Raw genomic sequence first — 18,272 nt, forward strand, 5'->3', positions numbered from 1 at the left:
GTCAGCCCCGGATGTCCTCCATCATGAACTCCTCCTCGTCGAGGGCCCCCGCCTCGTCGAGGGCCCCCGCCGCGAAGCCGCCGAAGATGTCCTCCATGATCTCGTCGACGCGCACCTCGGTGGCGTTCGCCGGGGCCGTGGCCTTCTCGCCCTTGCCCAGGCGCAGGACCAGCGCGAACTTCTTGACCTTGGCCTTCTCCGCCAGTTCGGCCAGGTCCACGGAGACCTCGGTCAGTTCGCCGTTCTTCAGCGTGAAGTCGGCCGTGACCTTCTCGTTCGGCGCGTCCTTGAAGTCCTTGGCCGTCGGCATCCCGGTGCCCACCGGCAGCTGCTCCGTCAGCGGGCCGAGTTCGTCGAACAGCTCGGTCATCAGCGTGCGGAAGGGGGCCGTGGCCGTGATGTGCTCGGTGCCGTCCGACCCGTCGGAGGCCTTGAAGTCGACCTGCTGGGCGATGACCTGACGCAGCGCCTTGGTGAGCTTCTTCTGCGTCCTGGCGTCGAGCGTGGGCTCCGCCGAGGGCTCCCCGGCCTCGGCGTCCTCCGCTCCCGACATCTGTCCGCGAGCCTCCTCGACCTCCTTCGTGGAGATCTTGAGCCACTCACCGGCGAGGAGCTTCTTGAACGCCCCCGCGCTGTCGGGAAGTTCGTCGGCCGACGGCATGGGGCCGCCGCTCATCCGCCCGATCGCGTCCAGGTCGGCACGGACGTAGGTGTAGTCGCCCACCAGCCGGTACTCGAGCAGGTCGCCGTCCGGGCCGCTGAACTTCAGCGCCATGGCGGTGAAGTCCTTCTCGTCGGACTCCTCGATCGGCTTCCTGGACTGCACGGAGACGGAGATCCGCGCGTCGCTGAGCAGTTCGGCGACCTCCTCGGGCATCTCCTCGCCGGGCGCCGCCCCGGAGTCCAGCGCCTTCAGCGACGCGGCGTCGGTGTCCAGGCCCAGTTCGAAGGAGAACGAACGCTCCTTGCCGAGCTTCTCGACGGCCTGGTCGAGCTTCTGCCCCGCGGACAGGTTCTCCACGGTGCCGCAGGCGGCGGCGCCGGTCAGGACCACGGTGGCGACGGCGGTGGCGGTCAGGGTCTTGCGTATGGCGGTAATGACGGTCTCCTCGTGCGTACGACCGGAGTGGTCGATGTGAAGACAGATCATCACCCCGAACGGTTGCACACCGCAGCCGAGTTTCCGGGGACGACCGCTCGCCAACTGTTCGAGTGCGGAACACCATCGGCTGTTCGTTTGCCGTTCAGCAATGCTCCATAGCGTCGCCGTAATGTCAGAAGCATCCACTTCCGCGATGCCGTCAGCTGTGCCGCGGCCCCGGGAGAGACCCGAGGGAACCACACTGGTCAGCTACGTGCTGCCGGTGTTCAACGAGCAGGACGGCATCCGGCGCTTCCACGACGAACTCGTGGAGGCGATCCGTACCCGCCCGGAGTTCTCCTTCGAATTGGTGTACGTCAACGACGGTTCGTCCGACGCCTCCCTGGCGATCCTCTGTGACCTGGCGAAGAACGACCGGCGGGTGCGCGTAGTCGACTTCGCGCGCAACTTCGGGCACCAGATGGCGATCACGGCCGGCCTGGACGAGGCCCGCGGTGACGCGGTGATCGTGATGGACACCGATCTGCAGGACCCGCCGCGGGTGAGTCTCGAACTCGTCGACGCCTGGCGGGACGGCGCGGAGATCGTGCACGCGCGGCGCCGGTCCCGGCGGGACGGGTTGTTCAAGAGGGTGACGGCCGCCGCGTACTACCGGGTGCTGCGGGCGTGCACGGAGGTCGACATCCCCCTGGACACCGGGGACTTCCGGCTGTTGGACCGGCGGGTCGCCGACGAACTGCGGCGCTACCGGGAGCGCAGCCGGTTCGTGCGGGGCATCGTCGCCTCGATGGGCTTCGTCCAGACCGAGGTGCACTTCGACCGTGACGAGCGGTTCGCCGGCGAGACCAAGTACCCGCTGCGGAGGATGGCACGGCTGGCGATCGACGGGGTGACCGGCTTCTCCACGGTGCCGCTGAAACTGATCACACGCCTCGGGTTCGTGGTGCTGACGCTGTCCTTCGCGGGCATCCTCTACGCGCTGGCGATGAAGGTGTTCCGGCCCGACATCACGGTGTCCGGCTGGACCATGCTCATGGTCGTCGTACTGTTCCTGGGCGGGGTGCAGATGCTCTCGCTCGGGGTGCTCGGTTCGTACATCGGGCGGACGTACAACGAGGCGCAGGGACGGCCGCTGTACATCGTCCGGCAGGTGGTCCGGCATGACGGTGACTGACGCGCCCGCCCGTGCCGAGCGACCTCCCGGGAAATTTCGGCAGCTCATCAGCTACACGCTCGTCGGCGGCAGCGGTGTCGTCCTGGACCTGGCCGCGTTCGCACTGCTCTACAACGTCCTCGGATGGCACGAGCAAGTCGCCAACGGCGTCAGCACCACCCTCGGCATCACGAACAACTTCGTTCTCAACGCGGTGTTCACCTTCGGCAAGCGCGACCGGCTGGCGCTGCGCTTCGTGCGCTTCTACGCCGTGGGGGTGTGCGGCATCGCGCTCACCTTCGGGCTGCTGTGGCTCTTCGCCGGCCGGCTCGGGACCGACCCGAACCTGGTCAAGGCCGCCTCCCTGCCGCTGGTCCTGGCGGTGCAATTCCTGCTCAACCGGAAGTGGAGCTTCGCGTGAACCTGGGCATCATCGGTGCCGGCGCCACCGGACTGACCGCCGCCTACGACGCGGTCAAGGCCGGACACATGGTCACGGTGCTGGAAGCGGCCGACGAACTGGGCGGCCTGGCCGCGTCACTGACCGTGCAGGGCACGCCGCTGGAGCGCTACTACCACCACATCTTCCGCTCCGACCACGCCATGATCGAGCTGATCGAGGAGCTGGGCCTGGGCCCGTCCCTGCGCTTCCACAAGCCCACCACCGGCATCTACCGCGCCGGACGCCTGCGCCCCTTCAGCACCCCGCTGCAGATGCTGCGCTTCCTCCCGCCGCTTCCGGCACTGCGCTTCGCGCTCTCCTCCGCCGCGCTGAAGGCCGTACGCAAGGGCGAGCGCTTCAACGACCGCATGGCGCTGAGCTGGCTGCGCCGCTGGGCCGGACGGCGCGCCACGGAGGAGATCTGGGAGCCGCTGCTGCGCGGCAAGTTCGGGGAGCGCGCCGAGGAGGTGTCCATGGCCTGGCTGTGGGCCCGGGTGCACTGCCGCACCTTCGAACTGGGCTACGTGCACGGCGGGTTCGACAAGGTGTACGCGGCGCTGGCGGACGCGGTCGCCTCGCGCGGCGGGAAGATCGAGTTCGGCAAGCGGCTGACGCGGATCCGGCAGGACGGCGACACGGTGACGGTCGACACCGAGGACGGGTCGTCGTACGGCTTCGACCACGTCGTCGTCACCACCCCGCAGCCCGCCTTCGCCCGGGCCGCGGGACTGCCGTCCGACGACATGACGTGGCGCAACCAGTACCTCGGCGCGACCTGTCTCGTGCTGGAACTGGACCGCAGCCTCATTCCGTACTACTGGCTCAACGTCAACGACACCGACTTCCCGTTCCTGGCCGTCGTCGAGCACACCCGGATGGTGGACCCGGCGGAGTACGGCGGCAAGCACGTCGTGTACGTCGGGAACTACGTGCCGCGGGACGACTGGCGCTTCACCTCCGATCCGGAGGACCTGCTGGAGGCGTACATGCCCTGGCTGCAACGCCTGAACCCGGACTTCGACCGCTCCTGGATCTCCCGTCGGCACTTCTCCCGCGCCCCCTTCGCGCAGCCCGTCGTCACCCCGGAGTACCGGGAGCTCATCCCGCCGCACGAGACGGCGATGAGCCGGGTCACGCTGGCCACGATGGCGCAGGTCTACCCGCAGGACCGGGGACAGAACTACGCCGTGGCGATGGCGCACCGGGTCACGGAGCTGATCGGCGCCCGGTGAGCCGCGGCACGGCGACGGCCACCGCCCCGGACGGGGGCGGTGGCCGTCGCCGTGCGGACGCGTCGGCCCGCGATCACCGCAGCCGGCACACCACGAACTCCTCCGCAGGCGCCTGCGGACAGTCGTAGCGTGCCTCGATCCGCCGCGCCAGCGCCGGGTCGATCCTCCCCGGCGGGAACCAGCCGCGGTCCAGCACCGCGTACCGCGGCGGGTGCTCGTCCAGACAACGGGCGTTCTCGGCGTACGAGTCGAGGGTGCGGACGTCCGGCAGGTAGCGAGTGCGCTGCAGGAACGTCGGGATCGGGTAGCGGCAGGGCGAAGGGTGCCCGATGTAGTACGCCTCGTGGCCGAAGGCCAGGTACTGCACGAGCGCCCCGTCCGGCAACTGCCGCCGCGTCTCGGCCGCCGCGTCGGCCCTCCTCTCCGAGTCCCGCAGGTACGCGGCGTTGGTCTCGCGCACCTCGCCGCGGTTCATGAGATTGGGGGAGGACGGCCAGACGGCCACCGCGACCAGTCCGACCCCCACCACGGCAGCCGGCACCCGGAACCCGGAGCCGCCCCCGGCGGGGTGCCGCACGTCGAGGAACGCGGTGCCGAGCGCGACGACCCCCGCCCCCCATACGACCGCCGACCGCTGCAGCCCCTGCGGGGCGGTGGAGTACAACGGCGCCAGGACGGCGACCACGCCGCTGACCGCCAGGAGGCCCAGCGGCACCCGCCCCCGCACCCCGTACCACCGTGCCACCGCGAGTCCCCACAGCGCGGCGGCGCCCACCGGCAGCGCGGCGGCGTGGTACGCGAACCAGTTGCCCTGCACCACGACCGCGCCCAGCCCCACGGCGGCCCCCGCCGCGGCGAGCACCGCCCACTCGGTGCGCCGGCGCCGGTCGTCCTGGCAGGCGAGCAGCAGGAGCAGCGCCGCGGGCAGCAGGAGCAGTACGGGGCTCAGCACGGCCCGGTCCGCGAGGAAGTCGACCGACCGGGCGAAGAGTTCCCCGGGCCGCACGCCCTGCCGGGACAGCGAGCCCTGGTTGATCTGCGGCATGTCCCGGACCCACTGCCACTCCCGCGATCCCGACCAGAGGCTGAAGCCCAACAGCAGCACGCTCGACACGGCCGTCGCGGCGGCGAGGAGCAGCGCGCGCATCCGGTCGGCGGCGAAGACGGCCAGCAGCGCGACGAGGGCGATGGCGGCGGTGGAGTACTTCATCATCACCGCGAGCCCCAGCGGCACGGCCGCGAGCGCCGCGGCGGGCAGGGGCCGTACGCCGGCGAGCACGACGGCCACCGCGAACACCGACAGCAGCGCCGCCGTCCACTCAGGCTGCAGGAAGTCGGTGCGTGGCGCCAGCGCGAGCACCAGCGCCACCGCGCCGGCGGCCAGATCCGCCTCCCGCCCCGGCAACCGCCGCCGCAGCGCCGTGCGCAGAGCGAGCCCGGCCGCGAGGCACAACAGCACACCGGCGCCACGCAGGACCGCCTCGCGCACCGCGGTGGGCCCGGTGCTCAGCTGATCCAGGCAGTACAGGAACCACCGGTAGAAATACGGCCGGTGGGTAAAGGTGTCCGACGGCGAAATGCCGACCGCCTCACCACTCCGCAGACACGCCAGTACATATCGAATGTCTCCGTGCAGTTGGGCCGTCACCACGGAGTACACCAGCATGGCTCCCGTCACGAGCCCGACGACCAGCCGCGCCACGCGCGGTCGTTGTCCGGTCGGCGGCTGTGTACGGGTCTGCGATATCAGCAAGGTGGTCACGACGCGGGACATTAACAGTGTTCCGCACGTTCTCTCGGAGAGGATTCAGCGCACCGGTCCGTTCATTCCTCGGCCATCTCTGATTTTCTGTCAATCCGCGAAGAGTCCCTGTGGTCGCCGTGCGGAAACCCGGCGTGACGCGTGAGGGCGACGACGGCACACGCACCCGGTGTTGCCGTTGCTCATGGGCGATTTCAGGCAATTGGTGAAGGTCCATGAGCGGCGTGGGACCCAGTCCGAGCCGTGTACGCAGAGCCGCTGCGGCGGGTCCGCCCCTCATGCTCCGCGTCGGTGACGGGGCCGTGCGAAGCGCCCCGCGAGCGCGGTGCGGTCACCGCGAGGAGCCGGGCGGGACGCGCCGCGCCGCGTCGGCTGACCCGCCGCCCACGGCCCACTCGTGCGGCACCGTCCGGCCACCGCCGGAGCCAGTCCGGAGCTGCGCGGGCGGGGGCGCGGCGGGTGGGCGTCGCGGTCGGTCGAGCGTGGACGCCGATCGAGGTGGCGGGGGACTGTCGGTGGCCGGTGGCAGGATCACCGGCATGGTTTTCGTACGGACTACTCCGCCGCGGCCTGTCGAGGTGACCGCGGTCTTTCCCGAACTGGCTCCGCTGGCGCGTCCTGCGCTTCGGCTGCATCCCCGCCCGGGATCGCCTTCGGTCAGGGACAGCTCGGTCGGGGGCCCGCTGCTGTGGCCGGCCGACGAACCCTGGCCGCACTGCGAAGACTCGCACCTGCACGGTGACAGCGGGTTCCGCCAGTCGCCGGCAGAAGTGCGGCTCGACAGGCACAGCCGGGCCCAGCGGCGTGAGGACCCCTATGGTCCCTCGTTCACGCCCGAAGAGGAGGCGGCCATGGAACAGAAGGCCGCGAGGCTCGCGGAGCGACTCGAGGCCGGCCCTCCCTGGCCCGCGGAGTGCCCGGTCCCCCTGTTGCCCGTGGCCCAGCTGTACCTGCGCGACGTGCCCCTGCTGCGGCCGCCCGGAGGGGCCGATCTGCTCCAGGTCCTCTGGTGTCCCTACGACCACGAGCCTAACTGGAAGCCCGCGACCGCGGTGTTCTGGCGGTCCGCCGCCTCGGTCGTCGAGGTCCTCGCCACACCACCGGAACCGTGTGAGGCCAACTACTCGGGCTACGTGCCGGAGCCGTGCCTGCTGGCACCGGAAGCGATCACCGAGTATCCCAACAGCTTCGATCTGAGCCCGGAGTTGAGGCGGATGGTGGGGGACTGGAGCAGATGGCAGGCAGCCGGTGCGGACGTGGACAGCTCGTACGCGGATTATCCGACGGAGTTCTACGACGACAATCTGGCCGATGCTCCCGGCTGGAAGGTCGGTGGCTGGCCCCCGTGGGGCCGCACCGACCCGTACCGCCGGTACTGCACCGTCTGTGACGCCCAGATGGTCCCGCTGCTGACCATCGCTTCCTTCGAATGGGACAGTAGTACGCACGGCTGGGTGCCGTACGAGGACCGGGCCGCCTACGCCGCCGGTCGCCCCGCCGGCCTGTCCCCCGCGCAGCCGACGAGGGTGGAAGTGGGCAGCACGGACAACATGCAGCTCTACGTCTGCCCGACCTCTCCCGAGCACCCGCACACCGACCTGATCCAATGAGCTGCCGGGCCTGTCGTGCCCTCCCGTGCGCCCGCCGCCCGGCGGCCCCTCGGTTCCCGGCTCGGCTCGCTCACCGAAGCCGAGGCGCCCGCGCGGTACGGGAAGACACCGGCCGACTACGCGCACGGGCAGGGAAGTTCGGGAACCGTGCGGTTCGGGGAGCACGTGACCACGGCCAGGATGAGGTACGAGGGGCGTTCGAGGTAGCAGCCGTACGACACGTCGGCCCCGGCGTGCAGGCGTTCGGCGGCGGCGTCCACCAGCCGGGCCAGGCGCGCGGTGTCCCGGTCGCCCTCCGCCGCGAACCGGGGCGCGTACTCGGCCAGTCGCTCGCCGAGCCAGGCCGCCGCCTCCTTCGTCTCGTCCCAGGTGCCCCGCACCAGGGAGCGGGGTTTGACGAGCCAGTACGCCGTCTCCAGGGGCGGGAGGCCCGACGTCCCGAACTCCGCGGCCACCTGGCGGTAGCGCTCGATCAGTTCCGGCCTGCTCCCGACCGGGGGTGGATCGGGGTGCGGGGGCCGCCGCAGAGCCTCGTCGTCGAAGCATGCCTTCGGGCCGGTCCAGAGGTAGGCGTGGTGGTGCATGGGCTGTTCCCGCTTCGAGAAGCGCCGGCCGGGCGCGGGAGGGTCCGGTCCGGCCGACGGTGGGGAAGGGAGGGGAGGGCCAGGCGCCGAGGCCGAAGCGCGCCGGGTCGATGCCGGCGGCGTCCAGCTCCTCGGTGGTGAACCGCAGTGGCTGCGCGTCCGGTCGCCTGCTGTCGCCGAGGGCCCAGGTGTCCTTGCCGATCCGGGCCAGGCTCACGCACCCCTTGATGCAGGGGCCGCCGCACGCCTTCGTGAACGAGGCCCGCTGATATCGAGCGCGTAGAGGTCGGTTCCGTTCTGCATGACTGCACCTTCCAGCTCGTCCGAACGCGGCCGGGTCCGGCCGCCGCCGCCCGTGGTGGGCGGGAGTGCCGGGAGGGGAGACGGCCGCCCGGGTTTTTCCGCAGGTGAGCGGCGGACGCGGACGGTTCCTCCCGGCTCTTCGTGACCTCAGGGTGGCGGTCGGACAGGTCGGGGACGAGTGTGGCACCCCGTGCGCCGAGTCAGCGTACGGACACGAAGGGTGGACGGTACGTCTGATGATCCGTCAGGGGGGAGGCGAACGCGGGCGGCGTGACGAGCCGCCGTGGTGCGCGGTACGGAGGAGAGGAAAGGGGCGGCGGCTGGCCGTGGCCGGGGTCGAGGGGGGGAGGCGGCCGGGAGTGCCGTCGGTGCGCGGGCGGTTCCGGTGGGAGAGTGGGAGCGGGAGCCGCATCCGTCGGACAGCCTGCGGACGTTCGGCGCCGTCGTCCAGGCGCTGCGCCAGCACGCGGGGCTGACTGATCATTTCAGAATGAAGTTCGGAGTCGTCCCCAGCAGATGATGCTGCAGGCGAGTTGGAACAGGCTGAGGTGGATGTCCGCGCATACGGATGACGCTCGCTCGCGCCGTGCCCGCGCTGATCGACCGCGACGACCCGATACCGGGCAATCAACCGCGGGGCCACCACCTCCCACTCACCCGCATGACCGGCCAAGCCGCGCAGCGGCACGACCGGCTCCCCCGGCCCGTCCTGGTCCCGGCAGACAAGCCGAACCCCGTCGCGCACCACCACACGCTCGGACGCACCATGATCGCCCGCCCCAGGAATCGTTTCGCTCCGACCATGCCCCGACAGCCACGAGCCGCGCTCAGGGCCGCCCTTCTGGAGGACACGCCGCCATGAGACATCGGCCACGTCCGCGGCGACGGTGTCCTGCGACCGCAGCGGGGCAACCGCCACTGTCAGACCCAGGTGGCAGCATTACCGAAGTGAACGCCCTGACGCGGCCTCAATTCACTTACACAGCCCACGAAGAGGAGTATTCCCCTTGCGACTGCATCGCGTAGCGCCCGGCATCGCCGCGGGCATCCTCGCCCCGGCCCTCCTGCTCGCCACCCCCTCCTTCGCCGCCACGGCGGCACCGACCGCGGTGACGGCGCCCGCGGTGTCCTCGTCCACGGACGAGCCGGACGCCGACGACCTGAGGGTGGCCATAGTCCGGATCCTCGCCGACCCCGACAGCGGCCGGCGCGTCATCGCCGAGGTCAACGCCCTCCTGGACGCCAACGACCCGGACGCGATGCGCGCCTGGCTGGAGACCGGCTACCGGATCGCCCAGGCCGAGGACGACCGTGTCGCCATAGCCCGCATCCTCGCCGACCCCGACAGCGGCCGGCGCGTCATCGCCGAGGTCAATGCCCTCCTGGACGCCAACGACCCGGACGCGATGCGCGCCTGGCTGGAGACCGGCTACCGGATCGCCCAGGCCGAGGACGACCGTGTCGCCATAGCCCGCATCCTCGCCGACCCGTCCATCAGCCCGGCCCTGCGCGCGGCAGCCAACGCCGCCCTCGACGACAACACACCCGAAGCGCTGCGCCACTTCCTGGAAGTCGGCAGATACCAGGTCGCCTGACCGGCTCGGCGCCGCACCACAGCGCGTCGCCCGGGTGACACCCCCTGCCGCACGCCCGGTCGCCGGAACGCCGAGAATCCCTGGCGGGGCCACCTGCACCTCTGTGTGCCGGCGGCCCCGCCCGGCAGGCCCTGTGTCGGCTCGGCGCCCTCCGCAGAGCTCTGTGGTCCCGCCGTCCGGTGCGGCATGGGCCACTGACACCTCCGACAGCAGAAAGCGCATCCTTCGATGACCACACAACCCCTGCGCACCGAGCGCAGCGGTCCGCAGACCGCTTACGTCGTGACCGACCTGCCGTTCAAGCCTCAGCTCGTCAAAGCGGTGTTCAGGGACGTGACCTCGTTGCACGTTTCCCGGCCGGCCGCGTGGGCCGCCGCGTCGGTGACGCGGACCGTGCTGACGGAGATCATCGACGGCGCGAGAAGCGCGGCGGCCGAGGAGGCCAGGAAGAGGCTGATTCCCAGGGACCTCATCTCGGCAATCGACCGGAATGTCGAGGTGGAGGTGGGATCGGAGTGGTACCTGCACAGCCCGACCTTCCACGGCCTGATGGGCGAGTTGCATAACGCCGATGGTGCGCTCGTGTCTCTTCGTGAGCGCCGCGGGGCGCGTACACCGAGTGGTGTGGCTGGCGCCCACCGGTTCGAGGCCGGGGTGAGAAGGCTGCTGGGGAGCCGGGGGGTGAGGGCGGTCCCGGCGATGGTCCGCGACCTGGACGGAATCGCGAGCGTGTTCCTGACGGCCCTGGCCCGGGACGCGGCCAGGGTTGTCCGCGAGGGCGGGGTCAAGCGGTTCGGGACGGTCAGCATGGTGGTGCCGGGCGAGCCAGCCCCGGCCCCGCTGCTCAAGGACCCCCTCCTCGCCCTGTCCACCCGCCGCGGGGACGGGCGGACTGTTGGCGGGGACGATGTCCTGGCCGCCGTCACGATGCAACTGTTCGGCGATCTCAGACAACGCGCCATCACCGAGGCAGCCGAGCTGACACGGAACACGTCGGCCAACTGACCGGGTCCGCCCCTGCGCTCTGCCCACTACGACGCGATTCTGCACGCGATCGTCGAGGAACCGAGCAACGGGCTGATCGAGTCCACCAACACCAAGACCCGGCTGATCATCCGCCGCGGCTTCGGCTTTCGCACCGCCGATGCGGTCATCGCTCTCGTCATGCTCTGCCTCGGCGGCAACCGACCAGTCCTCCCACGGCGTCAACTCGCATGATCACACCCACAGGTCCAGCACAAGAGCCGAAAAAAGGGAGTGCGAGTGAATCGTTCTGCCGTGTACTCTTCCGCGGTGGATACGACTGGAAAGCCGCTTTTTTGTGACATCGATCTGGCCAAGCGGATCGAGCGGGCCGAAGTGCAGCTCATCACGAATGGGAGCGTGGCTGCACATCGCCGCAATGGAGAGGGTACGGGTTTCCTGAAACCCGTCATGGAAGGTGTGGCCTCTTTCGCCGAGAAGGCGTCACCACTCAATAAGGTCGCCGGGCTCGGTTTCGGCGGTGTACCGGACGACGTCCTGCTCGATGAAATCGAGCAGGCATACGCCGACCGGGGTGCGCCCGTTCAGGTGGAGTTGGCCCATTTGGCTGATCCAGATGTCGGCGCCGTGCTGACGGAGCGGGGGTACCAGCTCACGTCCTATGAAAACGTGCTCGGCTTCCCGCTGTCCGGAAAGCATGGACGCCTCGTACCCGAAGGAATCGGGATCAGGCCCAGTGGTGAAGAGGAACTCGAGCGCTGGATCGAGGTCATCGCGGACGGCTTCGCACACCCAGACACACAAGGTGTCCCCTCTCAGGAGGAGTTCCCGCGCGAGGTGATCGCTGCGGCGGTCCGCGACCTGGTGGGTGCCGCTGGCATGAGACGGTACAGCGCAGTGTGCGACGGTGCGGTGGTGGGAGGGGCCAGTGTCCGCATGACCGACGGGATCGCTCAGCTGACGGGCGCGGCTACCGCGCCGGCTCACAGACGCCGAGGCGTTCAGACCGCCCTTCTGGCGGCCCGGCTCGCCGACGCCGCCGCCGTCGGGTGTGACATCGCCGTCGTCACCACGCAGCCGGGCTCGAAATCCCAGGAGAACGCACAACGCCAGGGATTCCACCTTCTCTACACCCGCGCCATACTCGTGAAACAGACGTGAGCCCACAAACAATGCCCGCAATCGGTAATTGGCGTTGACGGTTTGATCTGGGTTCTGGCACAAGTTCCGTGAGTCAGTCACCCCATGTAGTTGTTGATCTCTCTTCGCAAGTCCGGAACTCACCTCGAAATCGCTCCTCGTGCGGGTGGTGCAGCTGACATTCGGTTGCCGTGAACGAGGTGTTGTCCAAGCTGTGCGAGCTGCTGTTCCCGTCGGTCCCCGGCGTCGCGGTCATGGCCGTGAGTACAGACACGGCAGCTGTAGTTCCTGCGTGGCTGCTGGTCAGGGGTGGGTGCGGGCATGGGTACGGCCACCGTGATCGTGAACGTTTGTGAGGACGTATCAAGAGACGGTGGCCGTGGAGGCCACGATAGCCGAGCAGGCATGGGGCCGGGTCTTCGGGGCGGCGATGGAGTCGGTCGCGGACTGCTTCGCACGGCGTGAAATCCGCCGCACAGCCGCTGAGTTGACGGCCGGGCTGCTGCTGGAGCTGGACAGTCGCAACTGCTGGACACTGGCCGAGGCACTCGGGCATCCGGGTCCGCACCGGCTGCAGCACCTGCTCTCCCGCGCCCGGTTCGATCACGAGCAGGCCCGCGAGGAGATCACCCGCCTGGTGATCGATGAACTCGCCGGCCAGGAGGCGGTGCTGGTGGTGGACGAGACCGGGGACGCGAAGTCCTCCACCGACTGCGTGGGGGCCGGCCGCCAGTACTCCGGCGCGCTCGGCGGCGTGGGCCTGTGCCAGATGGCCGTCCACCTCGCGGCCGTCACCGCCACCACCCGCGTGATCACCGACCGGGCCCTGTACCTCCCGGCGGACTGGGCGGCGGACGAGGAACGCCGCATGCTGGCAGGAGTGCCCGAAGAGACCGGGTTCGCGACCAAACCGCAGCAGGCGGCAGCGATGGTCACCCAGGCGCTCGCGGCGGGGACACACACCCGCTGGTTCGCCGCCGACGAGGTGCACTGCGGGCGCGAACCGCGCCGGGACATCCGCGCCCTGAACCTGGGCTACACCGTCCCGTAATCCATTCGGTGACTGCGGTGAGCGATCGCGCTCCGGCCAGGGCGCTCGCGGCCGCGGCGGCCAGCAGCGCCGGCAGGGGCCAGCGGCGTCCGCGACGATCACGAGGACCGGGCGGATTCGCGAGGAACGGCAGCGCGGCCACAGCGCCGGGAACCGGCGCCAGGCCGACGGTGGGAGGGCCAGTTGGTCCAGGGCGGAGAGCATGGGGGAAGATACGGAGGCAGGCACGGACTCGCTCGGTGTTCATGGGACGTAGACACTCACATGATCACCGCGACCGTGCCTGCACTGCTTCCCGCCCCACCCCCGCAGACCGAACGAAACCCCGCATCACGTCGACACCCGGCGATACCGGACCGATCGCGATCTTGCGAAGGACCCTGCGGTCCGGCCGGCGTCCAGTCGCGTGTGAACGTCGAGCGGTACGTCCTCCCGGACGTCGAGAAGGTGCTTTTCCCGGCACTGTGCCCGGCTGCACACGCGACTCCGTGTTTCACTTCCGACCCGCCGAGATCTGGTCAGTATTAATCATTTGTAGATCGAATGTAAATCGGAATCTATGAGGATGCCTGTGGCCGTCTGATCACAGACGGCCACGACAGGAGGAAAGGCAGACTCATGAGACACAGCAGAACCAGCCTGTGGGCTGCGGGTTCGGCCCTGACCGCGGCGATGGCGCTCGTCGGCGCCCTCGCCTCGGGCGCCAGCGCCGAGCAGCAGCGAGACGGTGACACGGAGAAGAGCGTCCCGATCTCACAGGCCGTCGGCGCCGACCACCTGCGGAAGATGAACGAGCAGCGCCCCCTCGTCGCCGCTGCGAGCATCCTGGCCAAGGCCCAGGAGCGGGGCCACTACGAGGGCTACACCGGCATCGGCCTCCAGGAGGACCACGTCACCCTGTGGTGGAAGGGCGACCTGCCCGAGCCCGTACAGCGGGCCGCGGAGCGGGCCCGCAGGACCGCCCCGGTGCACATCGTCGCCGCGGACCACTCGCTGGCCGAACTCAAGGAGGCCTCCGAGCTGTTACAGGCCCGGCTGGAGAAGGATCCCTCGCTCGGCCACAGCGTCAAGATCCCCACTGACGGCAGCGGACTGGTACTGGCACAGGACACCACCCGCGCGGCACGCACCGCCTCCGCCGCGCAGGACCACGGCACGGTCGGCCCGATCGACGGCGTGCCCGTGAGGACGGTCAGTGAGGAGCCCCTCCAGGAACGTTCCCGTGTGAACGACGGCGCGCCGTGGTCGGGCGGAGCACAGATAAGCTTCGGCAACTCCTGGTGCACGGCCGGGTTCGGTGTGCGTGACGGAAGCGGCGCGACCTACCTGCTCACCGCTGAGCACTGCGGTCGGAGCGGTCAGCGGTTCACCAACCCGCAGGGCACCTACATCGGCACCTCCACCAAGTCCCACGACGCGCACGACGTGATGCTCATCCCCACGAACTCCGACAACTTCATGTACACCGGGGGACCCGACAGCGAGGCGGGCGTGCGGGTCGACGGCTGGGACCACGTCTTCCCGGGTGAGTACCTGTGCCAGTCCGGAGTCACCAGCGCCCGGGCCACCGGCGGCCCGGTCTGCAACATCAAGGTCCTCTTCTTCTACAACGACTCCGAGGACCTGGTGGAGGCGGAGCAGATGAACGGCCAGGACGTGGCCCGTGGCGGCGACAGCGGCGGCCCGGTCTACACCGCCTCGGCCGGCGGCGGCGCGATCGCCAAGGGCACGGTGACCCGCAGTGCGGGGTCGCGCCTGGGCTTCCAGGACTTCTACACGGCCACGCGGGACTTCGGCATCTGGATCAACAGGTAGATCCGTCCTCGCGGCCCGTGCCAGGGCCGTCCGGCGTCCTCCCGGCCCTCACGGCCGGGAGGACGCCGGCTTCCGCCGCTTGCGGCCCCGGCGGCCGCTGTTCGCTCGTGGACCGCTTCGGTGGGGCGAGTCCCCGCGACCGGTGCTGCGGTGACGGGCGTGAGGGGAGACGCGGCCGGGGCCGCGCCGGGCGGCGTGCGTCTTCGCCACAGCCGCCGCACGGAGTGGACCGTGGCGTACGCGTAGGCCTCGGCCTCCCACCGCGATCGCCGCGGGAGGCCGAGGTCGCCCGGGCGGTGAGGGCCGGCCGCACGCCGGACCTGCCGGGCTTCGCCGAGGCGTTCCACCTCGCAACAGGCCCCGGACACGGGCGTCGGGCCTCACTCGTTGTGCAGCACCTGCGCGATCGTCAGCCGCGCCGCGCGTCGCGCCGGGACGAAGGCGCCCAGGACGGCGATGGCCAGGCCGGCCAGTGCCAGGCCGGCCAGGGCCGGCGCCCGCCAGACGTCCATCATGTACGGGGGAAGGGTGATGTCCACGGCGTCGGCCATCCTGGGGACGACCACATGGTGGCCCGCCATCCCCAGCGGGATGCCGGCCAGGGAGCCGGCCGCGCCGAGCACCGCCATCGACGTCACCGTCATGGTCGTCACCTGCCGTGGCGTCATGCCGATGGACTTGAGCACGCCCAGATCCCGGCGGCGGTCACGGGTGTTGAGAACGGCCGTGTTGAAGACGCCGAGTGCGGCGACCACGGCGAGCATCAGGGTGAGGACCGAGGCGGAGCCGACGATGGTCCGGGTGACGTTGTTCGGGCCGACCGGCACCGGATCGACGCCCGGTGCGGCGGCCCGGGCGGCGCGCGCGTACGTGGCCGGGTCCGCGCCGTCACGGAGCTTGACGTGGTAGGCGATCGGCTCCTCCCGCGGAGCGAACCGTGTCAGCGTCGCCCAGTCGGTGACGACGGTCTCGGCGTTGTCGTTCATGAGCGCGCCCACGACGGTGAACGCCTGCCGCCGGCCGTCCTTCTCCAGCCGGACGCGGTCACCGATCCCCAGGTCGTGCCGGTTCAGGAAGGCCGACGTGGCCACGACCTCGCCGGTGCGGTGTACCCAGCGGCCGTCGGTGAGGACGTCGCCCAGACGGGGCCGGTCACCGCGGCGGCCCTCCAGCCACACCCGCTGGGCGGTGCCGGCGAGGCGCGTCTCGGCGTCCGCCCGCGCGGTGACCTCGTTCGCGCCGGGCAAGGACCCGAGCAGGGCGTGGAGTTCGCGGTCCTCGTGGCTCGGTCGGATCTTCTTCCCGTTCTGGTACTCGGTCGCGTAGACGGTGACGTCGTGGGCGTCCCGGCCCGCGTCGCCGAACCGGGTCATCGTGGTGGCCAGCCCGGTCGCGAACGTCACGGTGGTCACGCCCAGGACCACGGCGGCCAGCGTGAGCGCGCTGCGGCCCGGCCGGGCGAACGGCAGCCCGGCCCCCAGGCTCACCGACCGCGGCAGCCGGCTGCCGGCCAGGTACCGTTGCACGCCGAGCGCGCGTCCGGCGCGCGGGGCGCCGCCCGTGCTGATCGCGCGTACCGCGGAGAGCCGGCGGGCGCGCAGCCCCGGAGCGAGTGCGGCCAGGACGCAGACGAGCGGCATGCCGAGCAGGGTGAGCACGTTCACCCAGGGGGCGACGCCGACCTCGCCGTGGAACACCCCCGACGCGGGCCCCGTGAACACGGCGTCGAAGAACGGCCGCGCCACCGTGTTGCCGAGCACGGTGCCCAGCGCGCAGCCGAGGACCGCGGGGACGCCGATCATCGTGAGGTAGACGGCGAGCACCTGCCCCGGTGTGAACCCCAGGGACTTGAGGACGCCGATGTGCCGGAAACCCGAAATGACGGCACCGCTGACCACATTGGCGACGATGAGCACCGCCACCGCGATGCCGAGGACGCCGAACGCCATCAGATAGGGGGTGTACGCCCGCGCCGAACTGCCGATCCGGTCCTTGAGGGTGAGATACGACTGCGAACCGGTCAGGGCGTCCTTTGGCAGCCCGTCGGTCACGGCGGCCAGCCGCTCCCGCAGCCGGTCGGCCGACGAGGCGTCCTCGAAGCGGAGGAGCATCTGCGTGGCCGTCGGGCGCAGGGCCGCGATCTGGCCGGGGGCGACCCAGGCGTTCGCCGTGCCGCTGAGGTCGAAGGCGAACCCGACGATGGTGAGGTCGGTACCGGACCGCAGCTCGATCCGCCTGCCCAGGTCGTCGGCGCTCCAGTCCGACTGCCGGTTGACGACGACCTCGCCCGGCCGGGTCGCCCAGCGTCCGGCCCAGAGGTCCACCCGCCCCACCGGGCCGCCGGGGCCGGGACGGCCCACCACGGTGATCGTGGAGCCCAGGCCGTAGTCCGTGGAGCCGGCCCGCAGTTCGGCCGTCGCCTGGTGGAACGGCCCGGCGACGGCCTCGACGCCCGGCTGCCGGGCCGCCCGCGCCAACCGGGCGTCCGAGACCTCGTCGGAGGCGAACGAGGCGACGACGTGCGGGCCGCGCTGCTCGGCGAAAGCCCTGTCGAAGGGTGCGGAGGCCGCGTCGACCAGACCGAGCGCGATGACCGTCGCCCCGGTGGACACCAGCGTGACCAGTCCGATGACCAGGGTCTGCAGCCGCCGTCGCCGCACGGCCGCGCGGGCGGCCCGCCACACCGCCCTCATGCGGCCGGCTCCAGCGTGTGCTCACCGGTCACCCGGCCGTCGGCCAGCAGTACGAGCCGGCTGGCGCAGCGCCGGGCCAGGCGCTCGTCGTGCGTCACGAGGACCAGCGTCTGGCCGATCTGGTTGAGGTCGAGCAGCAGGTCCATCACCTGCTCGCCGGTACGGCTGTCCAGCGCGCCGGTCGGTTCGTCGGCCAGCAGCAGGGCGGGGCGGTTCATCAGCGCACGGGCCACCGCGACCCGCTGCCGCTCGCCACCGCTGAGCACCGCCGGGTAGGCACGGGCGCGGTCGGCTGTCTCGAGCTCGTCGAACAGCTCCAGCGCGCGGCGGCGGGCCTGACGGGCGGGGGTTCCGGTCAGCTGCGCGGCCAGGGCCACGTTGTCGAGTGCCGACAGGTCGTCGATGAGGTTGAAGAACTGGAAGACCATCCCGATGTGCCGCCGCCGGTACAGGGCGAGTACCCTCTCGCCGAGTTCCCCCACGTTCTCGCCGCGCACGACAACGCTGCCGGCCGTCGGACGGTCCAGTCCGGCGATCATGTTGAGCAGGGTGGACTTGCCGCACCCGGAAGGCCCCATCACCGCGACCGCCTCCCCGGCACGGATCTCCAGCGACACCCCGTCCAGTGCCGTCGTCCCGCCGTACTCCTTGCGTACGCCGTCGAGTCGTACGACGGCTTCTTCCCTGATGTCCTCGGTGACCATGCACAGGACGCTAGGCGAGGCGCGGACCGGCGGCATCCCTCCCCGGGTGGCACCTCGGCGCCCGTCTCATCCCGGGGATGCAGGGGTCCGGGCCCGTGGGCC

Annotated in this window: 15 protein-coding genes and 4 pseudogenes; 12 read left to right on the plus strand and 7 right to left on the minus strand. The window is 70.7% G+C overall.

Features of this window, described 5'->3' with window-relative positions:
- Position 1 precedes the first annotated feature (1 nt).
- Positions 2–1,150, minus strand: a complete 1,149-nt coding sequence (locus KYY02_RS22110; protein ID WP_371240484.1) for a hypothetical protein — start codon at positions 1,148–1,150, stop codon at positions 2–4.
- Between the two features lie 145 nt (positions 1,151–1,295).
- On the opposite strand from KYY02_RS22110, the gene KYY02_RS22115 reads away from it, so the two are divergent.
- The 3 genes from KYY02_RS22115 to KYY02_RS22125 are packed head-to-tail and all read left to right on the plus strand — an operon-like array spanning position 1,296 to position 3,929.
- Positions 1,296–2,276 carry a glycosyltransferase family 2 protein gene (locus KYY02_RS22115; RefSeq protein ID WP_371240486.1) on the plus strand — a complete coding sequence of 327 codons (981 nt, stop codon included), beginning with the start codon at positions 1,296–1,298 and terminating at the stop codon, positions 2,274–2,276.
- Positions 2,263–2,676 (plus strand): GtrA family protein, encoded by a 414-nt coding sequence (locus tag KYY02_RS22120; RefSeq protein WP_371240487.1) that lies wholly within the window; start codon positions 2,263–2,265, stop codon positions 2,674–2,676. The genes KYY02_RS22115 and KYY02_RS22120 overlap by 14 nt, the downstream gene beginning before the upstream one ends.
- Positions 2,673–3,929, plus strand: a complete 1,257-nt coding sequence (locus KYY02_RS22125) for an NAD(P)/FAD-dependent oxidoreductase (RefSeq protein WP_371240489.1) — start codon at positions 2,673–2,675, stop codon at positions 3,927–3,929. Before KYY02_RS22120 ends, KYY02_RS22125 begins: the two co-directional genes overlap by 4 nt.
- Positions 3,930–4,002: 73 nt before the next feature.
- Here the strand turns inward: KYY02_RS22125 and KYY02_RS22130 are convergent, their stop codons facing one another.
- A complete protein-coding gene (locus KYY02_RS22130) occupies positions 4,003–5,691 on the minus strand; it encodes a hypothetical protein (protein ID WP_371240491.1) in 1,689 nt (562 codons plus the stop codon).
- A gap of 539 nt (positions 5,692–6,230) precedes the next feature.
- Here KYY02_RS22130 and KYY02_RS22135 point away from each other — a divergent pair.
- Positions 6,231–7,301 carry a hypothetical protein gene (locus tag KYY02_RS22135; protein WP_371240493.1) on the plus strand — a complete coding sequence of 357 codons (1,071 nt, stop codon included), beginning with the start codon at positions 6,231–6,233 and terminating at the stop codon, positions 7,299–7,301.
- Between the two features lie 116 nt (positions 7,302–7,417).
- Here KYY02_RS22135 and KYY02_RS22140 read toward each other — a convergent pair whose 3' ends face one another.
- Both KYY02_RS22140 and KYY02_RS22145 read right to left on the minus strand, forming a co-directional pair.
- The gene (locus KYY02_RS22140) at positions 7,418–7,885 is read right to left on the minus strand and encodes a hypothetical protein (protein ID WP_371240495.1); all 468 of its coding nucleotides are present in this window, start codon (positions 7,883–7,885) and stop codon (positions 7,418–7,420) included.
- Positions 7,886–7,973: 88 nt separating this feature from the next.
- Positions 7,974–8,188: pseudogene (locus KYY02_RS22145) on the minus strand (DUF397 domain-containing protein); the annotation flags it as partial.
- Positions 8,189–8,474: 286 nt separating this feature from the next.
- Here KYY02_RS22145 and KYY02_RS22150 point away from each other — a divergent pair.
- Positions 8,475–8,666: pseudogene (locus KYY02_RS22150) on the plus strand (hypothetical protein); the annotation flags it as partial.
- 87 nt (positions 8,667–8,753) lie between these two features.
- Here KYY02_RS22150 and KYY02_RS22155 read toward each other — a convergent pair.
- A pseudogene (locus KYY02_RS22155) lies at positions 8,754–8,936 on the minus strand (alpha/beta fold hydrolase); the annotation flags it as partial.
- Here KYY02_RS22155 and KYY02_RS22160 point away from each other — a divergent pair.
- The 7 genes and pseudogenes from KYY02_RS22160 (at position 8,850) to KYY02_RS22190 (ending at position 14,773) form a co-directional block, all read left to right on the plus strand.
- Positions 8,850–9,050, plus strand: coding sequence for a hypothetical protein (locus tag KYY02_RS22160; RefSeq protein WP_371240497.1), 201 nt, complete (start codon positions 8,850–8,852; stop codon positions 9,048–9,050). The pseudogene KYY02_RS22155 and the gene KYY02_RS22160 sit on opposite strands and share 87 nt — an antisense overlap.
- A 145-nt stretch (positions 9,051–9,195) precedes the next feature.
- A complete protein-coding gene (locus KYY02_RS22165; protein WP_371240499.1) occupies positions 9,196–9,783 on the plus strand; it encodes a hypothetical protein in 588 nt (195 codons plus the stop codon).
- A 228-nt stretch (positions 9,784–10,011) separates the two neighbouring features.
- The gene (locus KYY02_RS22170) at positions 10,012–10,788 is read left to right on the plus strand and encodes a hypothetical protein (RefSeq protein ID WP_371240501.1); all 777 of its coding nucleotides are present in this window, start codon (positions 10,012–10,014) and stop codon (positions 10,786–10,788) included.
- Between the two features lie 12 nt (positions 10,789–10,800).
- Positions 10,801–11,001: a transposase gene (locus tag KYY02_RS22175; RefSeq protein ID WP_371240615.1), complete on the plus strand. Its 201-nt coding sequence runs from the start codon at positions 10,801–10,803 to the stop codon at positions 10,999–11,001.
- Positions 11,002–11,076: 75 nt separating this feature from the next.
- Complete coding sequence (locus tag KYY02_RS22180; protein ID WP_371240503.1) at positions 11,077–11,928, plus strand: GNAT family N-acetyltransferase; 852 nt, start codon at positions 11,077–11,079, stop codon at positions 11,926–11,928.
- A 331-nt stretch (positions 11,929–12,259) separates the two neighbouring features.
- A pseudogene (locus KYY02_RS22185) lies at positions 12,260–12,952 on the plus strand (IS701 family transposase); the annotation flags it as partial.
- A gap of 624 nt (positions 12,953–13,576) precedes the next feature.
- Positions 13,577–14,773, plus strand: a complete 1,197-nt coding sequence (locus KYY02_RS22190; RefSeq protein WP_371240507.1) for a trypsin-like serine protease — start codon at positions 13,577–13,579, stop codon at positions 14,771–14,773.
- Positions 14,774–15,153: 380 nt separating this feature from the next.
- On the opposite strand, the gene KYY02_RS22195 is transcribed toward KYY02_RS22190, so the two are convergent.
- Both KYY02_RS22195 and KYY02_RS22200 read right to left on the minus strand, forming a co-directional pair.
- The gene (locus KYY02_RS22195; protein ID WP_371240509.1) at positions 15,154–17,466 is read right to left on the minus strand and encodes an ABC transporter permease; all 2,313 of its coding nucleotides are present in this window, start codon (positions 17,464–17,466) and stop codon (positions 15,154–15,156) included.
- Positions 17,463–18,170: an ABC transporter ATP-binding protein gene (locus KYY02_RS22200; RefSeq protein WP_371240511.1), complete on the minus strand. Its 708-nt coding sequence runs from the start codon at positions 18,168–18,170 to the stop codon at positions 17,463–17,465. The genes KYY02_RS22195 and KYY02_RS22200 overlap by 4 nt, the downstream gene beginning before the upstream one ends.
- Between the last annotated feature and the right edge of the window lie 102 nt (positions 18,171–18,272).

The sequence above is a fragment of the Streptomyces pimonensis genome (genome assembly GCF_041380215.1).
GTDB lineage: Bacteria > Actinomycetota > Actinomycetes > Streptomycetales > Streptomycetaceae > Streptomyces > Streptomyces pimonensis.

Excerpts from the sequence above, each read along its gene's own strand:
- KYY02_RS22160 (WP_371240497.1), top strand. The coding sequence starts at position 8,850 with ATGACCGGCCAAGCCGCGCAGCGGCACGACCGGCTCCCCCGGCCCGTC.
- KYY02_RS22195 (WP_371240509.1), bottom strand. The coding sequence starts at position 17,466 with ATGAGGGCGGTGTGGCGGGCCGCCCGCGCGGCCGTGCGGCGACGGCGG.
- KYY02_RS22190 (WP_371240507.1), top strand. The coding sequence starts at position 13,577 with ATGAGACACAGCAGAACCAGCCTGTGGGCTGCGGGTTCGGCCCTGACC.
- KYY02_RS22200 (WP_371240511.1), bottom strand. The coding sequence starts at position 18,170 with ATGGTCACCGAGGACATCAGGGAAGAAGCCGTCGTACGACTCGACGGC.
- KYY02_RS22140 (WP_371240495.1), bottom strand. The coding sequence starts at position 7,885 with ATGCACCACCACGCCTACCTCTGGACCGGCCCGAAGGCATGCTTCGAC.
- KYY02_RS22170 (WP_371240501.1), top strand. The coding sequence starts at position 10,012 with ATGACCACACAACCCCTGCGCACCGAGCGCAGCGGTCCGCAGACCGCT.
- KYY02_RS22110 (WP_371240484.1), bottom strand. The coding sequence starts at position 1,150 with ATGATCTGTCTTCACATCGACCACTCCGGTCGTACGCACGAGGAGACC.
- KYY02_RS22135 (WP_371240493.1), top strand. The coding sequence starts at position 6,231 with ATGGTTTTCGTACGGACTACTCCGCCGCGGCCTGTCGAGGTGACCGCG.
- KYY02_RS22120 (WP_371240487.1), top strand. The coding sequence starts at position 2,263 with ATGACGGTGACTGACGCGCCCGCCCGTGCCGAGCGACCTCCCGGGAAA.
- KYY02_RS22115 (WP_371240486.1), top strand. The coding sequence starts at position 1,296 with ATGCCGTCAGCTGTGCCGCGGCCCCGGGAGAGACCCGAGGGAACCACA.